Source organism: Collinsella sp. An307, assembly GCF_002161805.1.
Lineage (GTDB): Bacteria > Actinomycetota > Coriobacteriia > Coriobacteriales > Coriobacteriaceae > Coprousia.
The window spans coordinates 1-2236 of the sequence record NZ_NFIP01000015.1 but is presented as its reverse complement, the minus strand read 5'-3'; the positions used below and the strand labels follow the sequence as shown (position 1 = coordinate 2236).

Here is a 2236-nt window from a genome sequence, read left to right as displayed (position 1 = left end):
GGGGGTAAGAGCTCGGGCGATCAGCACCGCTCGGCTGAGGGCCTCGCGACCCTTGCACCTGCGGCCTGTCGACGGGGTGTTCTACCCCGGCCCTTACCGGAAGGAGAACTGATCTCGGGAACGGCTTCCCGCTTAGATGCCTTCAGCGGTTATCCGCGCCGGACGCGGCTACCCGGCAATGCCGTTGGTCGACAACCGGTGCACCGGAGGTCCGTCCACCCCGGTCCTCTCGTACTAGGGGCAGCCTCCCTCGATTCTCCTGCGCCCGCGGGGGATAGGGACCGAACTGTCTCACGACGTTCTGAACCCAGCTCGCGTACCGCTTTAAACGGCGAACAGCCGTACCCTTGGGACCTGCTCCGGCCCCAGGATGCGATGAGCCGACATCGAGGTGCCAAACCTTGCCGTCGATGTGGACTCTTGGGCAAGATCAGCCTGTTATCCCCGGAGTACCTTTTATCCGTTGAGCGACGGCCCGCCCACGCGGAGCCGCCGGATCACTAGAGCCTGCTTTCGCACCTGCTCGACTCGTGGGTCTCGCAGTCAAGCCCGCTTACGCTCTTGCACTCATTGAGGACGGTTGCCGACCGTCCCGAGCGGACCTTCGCGCGCCTCCGTTACCCTTTGGGAGGCGACCGCCCCAGTCAAACTGCCCGCCTGGCACGGTCCCCCCGCCGGCTCACGGCCGGGGGTTAGGACGCCGCACGGGAGAGGGCGGTATTCCAAGGTCGGCTCCGCCGGGGCTGGCGCCCCGGCATCGCAGCCTCCCGCCTATCCTCTACACTCCCGAGCAGCGGCCAATGCCAAGCTGCAGTGAAGGTTCACGGGGTCTTTCCGTCCTCCCGCGGGTAGGTCGCATCTTCACGACCAGTGCAATTTCACCGGGTCCACGGTCGAGACAGCGCCCAAGTCGTTGCGCCTTTCGTGCAGGTCGGAACTTACCCGACAAGGAATTTCGCTACCTTAGGACCGTTATAGTTACGGCCGCCGTTTACCGGGGCTTGGGTTCGGGGCTTCGCGTAAGCTAACCCCTCCCCGTGACCTTCCGGCACCGGGCAGGCGTCAGACCCTATACGTCGCCTTGCGGCTTCTGCAGAGTCCTGTGTTTTTGGTAAACAGTCGCTTGGGCCTCTTCACTGCGGCCGGCCTCCGCTCCGGGGGCGAGCCCCTTCACGTACGCGCCGGCACCCCTTCTCCCTAGGTTACGGGGCCATTGTGCCGAGTTCCTTGACCATGGTTGACCCGATCGCCTCGGTATGTTCTACCCACCCACCTGTGTCGGTTTGCGGTACGGGCGCAGAATCGCTGCCTAGCGGTTTTTCTAGGGACCACGGGCTCACTCGCTTCGCTCAGTCGCTTCGTCCGGAGCCTAACCCTCGTGGCAGGGGTACTTCACTCCCTGCCGGGCCGCGCTCCATCACGGGGACGTCCAGAACCCCGCCGAGCCACCCCCATCCGTCGCCGCATCGGTCGATAGCGCTCATCTGCGGTGCAGGAATGTCTGCCTGCTGCGCTTCGGCTACGCCTGCCGGCCTCGCCTTAGCCCCCGACTGACCCTGGGGGGATTAGCCTCGCCCAGGAAACCTCGGGTTCACGGCGGACGCGTTACCCTCGCGTCTCTCGCTACTCATGCCAGCATCCTCGCTCCCCGGCGGTCCACGGAGGGTCGCCCCTCCGCTTCGCCCCACCGGGGACGCTCCCCTACCAGACGGAGCATACGCTCCGAATCCGCCGCTTCGGCTCCAGGTTTAGCCCCGTGTATTGTCGGCGCCCGTCCACTCGGCCAGTGAGCTGTTACGCACTCTTTGAAGGGGTGGCTGCTTCTAAGCCAACCTCCTGGCTGTCTGCGCAGACGGACATCCTTTGCCACTCAACCTGGAATTAGGGGCCTTGGCGGGCGGTCTGGGCTGTTCCCCTCTCGAGCACACAGCTTAGCCCACATGCTCTGACTGCCGGGGTGTGGGCCGCAGGCATTCGGAGTTCGGTCGGGATCGGTAGGCGGCGAAGCCCCCTCACCTGTCCGGTGCTCTACCTCCTGCGGTGAACCCCCGACGCTAGCCCTAAAGCTATTTCGGGGAGAACGAGATATCTCCGGGTTTGATTGGCCTTTCACCCCTATCCCCAGGTCATCGCCGCCGTTTTCAACCGACGTGCGTTCGGCCCTCCACGGGGTCTTACCCCCGCTTCAGCCTGCCCAGGGATAGCTCACCCGGCTTCGCGCCCACGGCGCGGGACT

1 rRNA gene is annotated in these 2236 nt (G+C 65.1%); it reads right to left on the bottom strand.

Annotated elements, in window-relative coordinates:
• A 23S ribosomal RNA gene (locus tag B5F89_RS09915) occupies positions 1–2236 on the bottom strand; the annotation flags it as partial.